At 30.7% G+C, this 7,768-nt stretch carries 7 protein-coding genes; 2 read left to right on the top strand and 5 right to left on the bottom strand.

The features are described from left to right. A partial coding sequence (locus HKP59_RS11775; RefSeq protein ID WP_291807150.1) for a M13-type metalloendopeptidase occupies positions 1–773 on the top strand: 773 nt, incomplete at its 5' end. A 34-nt stretch (positions 774–807) separates the two neighbouring features. On the opposite strand, the gene nadB is transcribed toward HKP59_RS11775, so the two are convergent. The 3 genes from nadB to HKP59_RS11760 form a co-directional block, all read right to left on the bottom strand. Beyond that, positions 808–2,403, bottom strand: coding sequence for an L-aspartate oxidase (gene nadB / locus HKP59_RS11770; protein ID WP_291807147.1), 1,596 nt, complete (start codon positions 2,401–2,403; stop codon positions 808–810). 13 nt (positions 2,404–2,416) lie between these two features. After that, positions 2,417–3,412, bottom strand: coding sequence for a quinolinate synthase NadA (gene nadA / locus HKP59_RS11765; protein WP_291807145.1), 996 nt, complete (start codon positions 3,410–3,412; stop codon positions 2,417–2,419). Positions 3,413–3,540: 128 nt separating this feature from the next. After that, on the bottom strand, positions 3,541–4,593 hold the full coding sequence (locus tag HKP59_RS11760; protein ID WP_291807142.1) for a branched-chain amino acid aminotransferase: 1,053 nt from the start codon (positions 4,591–4,593) through the stop codon (positions 3,541–3,543). Between the two features lie 270 nt (positions 4,594–4,863). On the opposite strand from HKP59_RS11760, the gene mnmD reads away from it, so the two are divergent. Next, positions 4,864–5,523, top strand: coding sequence for a tRNA (5-methylaminomethyl-2-thiouridine)(34)-methyltransferase MnmD (gene mnmD / locus HKP59_RS11755; RefSeq protein ID WP_291807140.1), 660 nt, complete (start codon positions 4,864–4,866; stop codon positions 5,521–5,523). A gap of 154 nt (positions 5,524–5,677) precedes the next feature. Here the strand turns inward: mnmD and HKP59_RS11750 are convergent, their stop codons facing one another. Next, positions 5,678–6,805, bottom strand: coding sequence for a glycosyltransferase (locus tag HKP59_RS11750; protein WP_291807138.1), 1,128 nt, complete (start codon positions 6,803–6,805; stop codon positions 5,678–5,680). Beyond that, entirely contained in the window at positions 6,802–7,752 is a 951-nt protein-coding gene (locus HKP59_RS11745) for a lysylphosphatidylglycerol synthase domain-containing protein (RefSeq protein WP_291807136.1), read from the bottom strand. Before HKP59_RS11745 ends, HKP59_RS11750 begins: the two co-directional genes overlap by 4 nt. Positions 7,753–7,768 lie beyond the last annotated feature (16 nt).

The raw sequence follows: 7,768 nt of genomic DNA, 5'->3' as shown, positions 1-7,768 counted from the left end.
ATTATTCTGCATTAGATGTGAAAGGTGTAAAAGACGGTGGATCGTATTTTCAAAATTCAGTAAACATTTCTAAATGGAATTTTGAAAAGGATATGGAAAAACTAGGGAAACCAGTTGATAGATCAGAATGGGGTATGGCTCCACAAATTGTTAATGCATATTTTAACCCGGTGAACAATGAAATTGTTTTTCCAGCAGCAATTTTGCAACCACCTTTTTATAACTATCAAGCGGATGAAGCAGTAAATTATGGTGGAATTGGAGCAGTAATTGGTCACGAAATATCACATTGTTTTGATGATCAAGGAGCGAGATTTGATGCAGATGGAAATTTAAAAAACTGGTGGACAGATGAAGATTCAGAGAAATTCGCTGTTTTAGGAAAAAAATTAATAGATCAATTTAGTGCCGTTGAAGCTTTGGAAGGTGTGAATTTAAATGGAGAGTTTACTTTAGGAGAAAATATTGGTGATTTAGGTGGAATAAATGCTGCATACGATGGTTTACAAATATTCTATGAGGAAAATGGAAGACCAGACGATATTGATGGCTTTACTGCTGAACAACGTTTTTATATGTCTTGGGGAACTATTTGGAGAACTAAAATGAGAGACGATGCGATGAAAAATTTAATTAAAACAGATCCGCATTCTCCAGGCATGTTTAGAGCATATATGCCGTTGCAAAATGTAGATGCATTTTATACAGCATTTAATATTGTTGATGGAGATGAGATGTATTTAAAACCAGAAGATAGAGTTAAAATCTGGTAGATTTAATATCTTAATTCAAATAAAAAAGGAGCTTTTAAAGCTCCTTTTTTATTAAATCAGCGTTATAGAATCCACCTTTGTTTTCTTTTCTGTTTTTTGAGAACTGTGTAATTAAATACGCAGTTGTGATTAAATTTCGTAATTCACATAAATCTACAGAAAGTTCTGAATGGTCATATAAACGTTTATTATCCTCGTATAAGTTTAGTAATCTTTTTTCCGCGCGCAGTAATCGTTCATTGGATCTTACAATACCAACATAATTACTCATAATTGTTTTTACCTCGTTACGGTCATGTGTAATTAATATGTTTTCCATATTTTTTACAACACCACTATCATTCCATTCAGGAACATTGTTAGGCATTTTAATTTTATGAAAACGTTTACATAAGTTATCAAATGCATTGTGTGAAAAAACAATTCCTTCTAAAAGAGAATTCGAGGCAAGTCTGTTTGCACCGTGTAAACCAGATTTGGTTACTTCACCACTGGCATATAAATTTTTTATAGATGTTTTCGCTTTTTTATTTATGTTAACACCGCCGCAAATATAATGCTGAGCAGGTGACACAGGGATAAAATCTTTTTTCACATCTATTCCAAGACTCAAACATTTTTCAGTAATATTTGGGAAATGTTTTTTAAAAGCTCCAAAATTAATGTGAGTACAATCTAAATACACATGAGGTGCACCACTTTTTTTTAGCTCATTATCAATGGCTCTTGCAACAATATCACGAGATGCTAATTCTTCACGTTTATCATAATTATGCATAAATCGGTTGCCTTCAAAATCTCTTAAAATCGCACCTTCACCACGTACAGCTTCTGAAATTAAAAAAGCAGGGTACTCACCTGGATTATATAATGCTGTTGGGTGAAATTGAATAAATTCAACATCTGAAATTTCAGCTTTTGCTCTATACGCCATGGCAATTCCATCACCGGTTGCTATAACCGGATTTGTTGTTGTACTATATACTTGCCCGTTGCCGCCACTAGCTAACATAGTTACTTTTGCCACAAATGTTTTTACACTATTTTTTTGTTGGTCTAAAACATAAGCTCCAAAACAGGTAGTTTTTTCTTTTCGAGTTATTTGTTTTTTAGTTACTTGATGCTCGGTAATTAAATCAATGGCGTAATGATACGTTAGAAACGTAATGTTTTTAGTCTTTTCAACTTGTTCTATAAGTGCTCTTTCAATTTCAGCGCCAGTAATATCTTTATGATGTAAAATCCGATCTTGAGAATGACCACCTTCTCTTCCTAGTGAGTAATTTCCATTTTGAGTTTTGTCAAAATTTGTTCCCCAATTTATAAGCTCTTGTAAGCGATTAGGTGCGGCTTCAACAACCATTTTTACAATTTCTTTATCACAAAGTCCGTCTCCAGCAATTAAAGTATCTTCAATATGTTGCTCAAATGAATCAACGGTTGTATCCCATACAGTTGAAATTCCGCCTTGTGCATATTTGGTATTGCATTCGTTTTTTTCGTTTTTAGTAATGATAGTTATGGAAGCGTCTTTAAAATGATTCGCTGTTTTTAAAGCAAATGATAAGCCGGCAATTCCTGAACCAATTACTAAAAAATCGGTTGTATATATTTTTTTTTCAGCGTTCATTAAGTGGAGTCTGTTATTTTGATAATTCTAACATTCGTTCAATTGAAACTAACGCTTTTCTGCTTAATTCGGCATCGACATTAACTTCAGGCAATTCATGTTTTAAGCACAGGTATAATTTTTTCATGGTATTCATTTTCATGTAAAAACATTCACTGCAGTTACAGTTGTCATCATCTACTGGAGCCGGAATTAAAATTTTATTTGGTACTAATTGTCGCATTTTATGTAAAATACCAACTTCAGTAGCTACAATAAATTTGGAGGCTTTACTTTCTTGAACATAATTTAACAACCCAGAAGTTGAGCCAACATATTTAGCAACTTTTAGTAAATGAGCTTCAGACTCAGGATGTGCAATAATTTCAGCGTCAGGGTTTTCAGCATATAAATTCAATATTTTTTCAATTGAAAAAGCTTCGTGTACCATACAAGCACCATCCCAAAGTACCATATCTCTCCCAGTTTTTTTAATTAGCCAAGCTCCTAAATTTCTATCTGGAGCAAAAATAATAGGTTGCTCTGAAGGAATTGAGTTGATAATTTTTTCTGCATTTGAGGAGGTACAAACAATATCTGTTAAGGCCTTGATTTCAGCGGAAGTGTTCACATAAGAAACAACCAAATGATTTGGGTGTTCTTTCTTAAAAGCGGCAAAATCAGCAGGAGGACAAGAATCTGCTAATGAACAACCTGCTTTTAAATCTGGTAGAACCACTTTTTTTGTTGGGTTTAGGATTTTAGCAGTTTCGGCCATAAAATGTACGCCAGCAAAAACAATGATATCAGCATTGGTTTCAGCAGCTTTTTGAGCTAAAGCTAAACTATCTCCAACGAAATCTGCAATATCTTGTATAGCATCCTCTTGATAATAATGCGCTAAGATAATAGCATTCTTTTTTTTTCGTAATTTTTTAATCTCTTTTACGTAGTCAATGCTTTTAGGTGGTTCTATATCTAAAAATCCTTTTTCTTGAAGATTTTTTTTAGCAATTCCTAGTGTAGTCATAAGCGGTAGTTTGTATTTTAAAACCAAATAATATGCCAAACAATCGGATTTTTATCCGATTGTTTTAACCTATGCAATATAAGTAAATGTATTGATATACGTAAACGATATAATTTGCGTATTACGATTTATTGAACTTTTACTCTCCAGCCAAATTTATCTTCAGCTTTATTTTTTTGAATATCTGTAATTCCTTTTTTTATTAATGAAGCATAACTATTTTCTATTTTTGGTAAATCAAAAACCTCACCTTTATTAGAAAATGCATTTATAGGACTTATAACGGCTGCGGTTCCTGCTCCAAACATTTCTAGTAGTTCACCTTTTCTTGCAGCTTCTACAATTTCAGAAACTCTAACAGGTCTAACGTCTACTTTTATACCTTTATCTTCAGCGAATTGTATAATACTTTTACGAGTAACACCATCTAAAATTCGTTCACTTGTTGGAGCGGTAAGTAAGGTATCGTTCACTCTAAAAAACACATTCATCACACCCGCTTCTTCTAAAAATTCGTGGGTGCTTGCATCTGTCCAAACTACTTGTTGAAAACCATCTTGATTTGCTAGTTTAGTTGGGTAAAATGAGCCAGCATAGTTCCCTGCGGCTTTTGCAAATCCAACACCTCCATTGGCAGATCTACTGTATTTATCAGCAAAAACTACTTTAACTTCTCCAGAATAATAAGCTTGTACTGGAGAGCAAATAATCATAAATTTATATTTATTTGAAGAAGAGGCAGAAACACAATTTTCTGTTGCAATTATAAAAGGTCTTATATAAAGAGCACTATCTTCACCTGTTTTTACCCAATCTTTATCCATCTTTAATAAAGTGGTTAAACCTTCAAAAAAATAGTCTTTTGGGAAAGCTGGCATATCTAACCTTTCAGCAGATATATTGATACGTTTTTGATTTTCATCAGGTCTAAATAACCAAAGATCATCTTTATCATCTTTGTAGGCTTTCATTCCTTCAAAAACCGCTTGGCCATAATGAAACACTTTTGCAGAAGGATCAAATAAAAGAGGTTGATAAGGTCTTATTTTTGGAGTTTGCCATTCTCCATTTTCAAAATCGCATTCAAACATATGGTCTGTAAATATCTGACCAAATTTTAAATTGTTAAAGTCAACATCTGCAATTTTTGATTTTGCAATTTTTTCAATTTCTAGAGCCATAATTTATCAATATTAAGTTTTAACAAAATTAGGTATTTTTTTTTAGTATTATATTTTAATTTTAAGTAAGGCTCATGCCTTATTTTTAATATATTTGAGTATTCATATTGATAAAGATAATTGGAACAAAGTAACATTGCATTATTCATAGTTTAAGGGTAATTTGTTTTATATTCTTGTAAAAATCACTCATTAAATTTTTGATTTAATTTATCTGAAATTCAATATGTTACTAGTTTTGTAGTGTAATTTAAGGTAACAGCTTATAATTTGGAAAGAAAAATAATTATTACAAACGATGGTTCATCTACAATTCATTTACCTGATTGGAATGAACAGTACCATTCTAAACATGGCGCTATCCAAGAAGCGAAACATGTATTTATTAAAAATGGGTTATCACTTTTTTCTAACCAAGAAATTTCAATTTTAGAAATTGGTTTTGGTACGGGATTAAATAGTTTTATTACTTTTTTAGAAGCTCAAAAATTGGATTTGGAAATTGATTATGTGGGTGTTGAAGCATATCCTGTTTCGAAGAATGAAATTGATCAATTAAATTATGTAACAGCATTAAAAGCTACTAAATTTTCATCAGTTTTTGATGCAATGCATTCTCAAAGTTGGGATGTTAAAAGTGAAGTTTCAGCACTATTTCACTTAACAAAGCGTCATCAATTTTTTAATGAGATTCAAGATGTAAATTATTTTAATTTAATATACTTTGATGCATTTGGAGCTCGCGTTCAACCTGAATTATGGACAGAAGCTATTTTTAAAATTATGTATGACGCGTTAAAAGAAAAAGGGGTTTTAGTGACCTACAGTGCAAAAGGAAGTGTAAGAAGAGCAATGCAATCGGTTGGTTTTATTGTAGAACGTTTGCCAGGGCCTCCCGGAAAACGTGAAATGTTAAGAGCAACAAAATAAATAGATAAAAAAATGACTCAACAGCGATTTAAAAAACGAAAAAAGCCTAATTTTAAACGAGGATTAGTATTGGTTTTGTTATTAGTAATCATTTTGTACTTATGGATGAATGCCGAAGGATTAATTACCAGCTTTCTTGAAGTTAAAGAATAGACTATTTATTAAATGATCTACCTTTCCATTCGTAGTTTTTGAATAGGGATAATATGCCTGTAAAAACTATAAAAAATGGATAGATAAAACTTGTTATACTGTAATAGGATAATGAGTTTTTATTTTTTAAAAAAGTGGCAGTTTTATAAATTAGTATAAAATCAATTAGAAGTTTTACACTATAAATAATGAGTAAATAGTTCCAATAGAAACTATAAAATAGTGCAGAAAGAATAAGTAGGACCAACATAAAATTTAATGCAAAAACAACAAGTCCAACAATTTTTGAAAATATACTTTTATATGCAGTAGATTTAGCAGCCCACCTAATTTGTTGATTCAAAAATAACTTCCAGCTGCTTTCTGAATTGGTACTAACAATGGCTTCATTAGATTTTATATAACTTATTTTACTTGGAAATTTAGCAGTCATTTTTTGTAGTAGAAAAAGATCATCACCACTTGCAATTTCAGTATTTCCTTCAAAACCATTCACTTTTAAAAAGGCAGTTTTTTTATAACATAAATTGGCGCCATTGCACATAATTGGTTTCTGAATACCAAAACTACCAATAGTACTTCCAATTAAACTTAGAAAGTTTAAATTTTGAAAATGAAATAAAAATTGCTTTTTAGTATGAAATTTAACTGGGCCACTAATAAAAACAGGTTCTTTATTTATAATAGTTTGATTGAAAAGGGTTAGCCAATTATTCGGTGCGCAACAATCGGCATCAGTCGTTACAACCCAATCATACTTTGATTTTTTAATGGCTAAATTAATAGCATCTTTTTTAGGAGAATTTGAAGTTCTTATAGTGTTTAACAATATGATATTTAGAGATGAAAATTGGTGTTTAAAATTTTCGATAATTAAAGAATAATCGTCGTCTGATTCGTCATTTACCAATATAACTTCAAACAAATGACTTGGATATTTAAGTAGTGAAATGGAATTTAATAATTGACCTAAATTTGCGGCTTCATTCCTAAACGGAATAACAATAGAAAAGGAGTGTTTAGGAGCAATAGCTTCATTCTTAGTGATTTTTACAGCATCAAAACCGATAATGAATGCTATAATTACTAAAAAGTAACAAGCTGCTATTAAAATGATGATGTAACTCATTCGTTTTTAGGAAAATTAAAATTCAATACAAAAATACTGCCTAATAGTGCTGGAATTGCAACATTTAATAACCACATAATTGTTGTCACAGTAATTATTGTTAACACATTTAATTCAATAAAGTTAAACATAAAAACGGCAATTGAACCTTTTAAAGCCCAATCAAAAATTGCTAAACTTGGAAGTATTGATGCTATAAAATAACTACAAAAAATTAAATTTATGAGTGTAAAATAATTTGTTTCAATTTCAAATAATCGAAGTAAAAAGTAAAACTGATGAGAAAAGATAAGATACCGAACAGATGATATCACTAGTATTTTAATGTAAAATTTAAATGATACTTCTTCTAAGTATGCAATAGCTTTTTTAAACTGAATTGTTATAATTTTTGAGATTCCTGTTAGTTTAACAGCATAATATAGTAAGCTCACTATAGCAATTGCTATAAACATTTTTTGAATATTTATAGATGGGAAATGAATGTCAAAATTGAGAAATATAAAAATGAATCCTATAAGCCCAAATACACTGGTAGCGGTAAGCTGACTTAAGTTCCCAATAAAGTTTAAGGCTACTATTTTTTTTCTAGAATTCTTTTTAAAATACAATGCTTTTACCGCATATTCTCCAATTCTGTTTGGTGTAATTATAGATGTGGTAAGTGATGCTAAACTTTGCTCATAAGCTTCATAATATGTAGTTTTTTGTTCAACTGTTGCCAACAACTGCCATTTATATATTTCTAAAAGCCAATTCGCATCTGTAAATAGCAGCAATAGCAACAAGTACCAGCCATTTTTTGAAAATAATATGGATAATTGTTGTTGTAAATCTTGAAAAGATAAAAGCTCGTTGCTTATAAGTTTTTGATGAATAAAATAAAATGCACAACCTATAATTACTAATTTTATTAGTAAAAAAACGATGCGCTTATATTTGAGCAAGATATTGTACATTTGA

This window comes from Lutibacter sp., from assembly GCF_013041805.1.
GTDB lineage: Bacteria > Bacteroidota > Bacteroidia > Flavobacteriales > Flavobacteriaceae > Lutibacter.
Note: the sequence above shows the minus strand (reverse complement) of the source record. Positions and strands in the feature narration are given on the sequence as shown.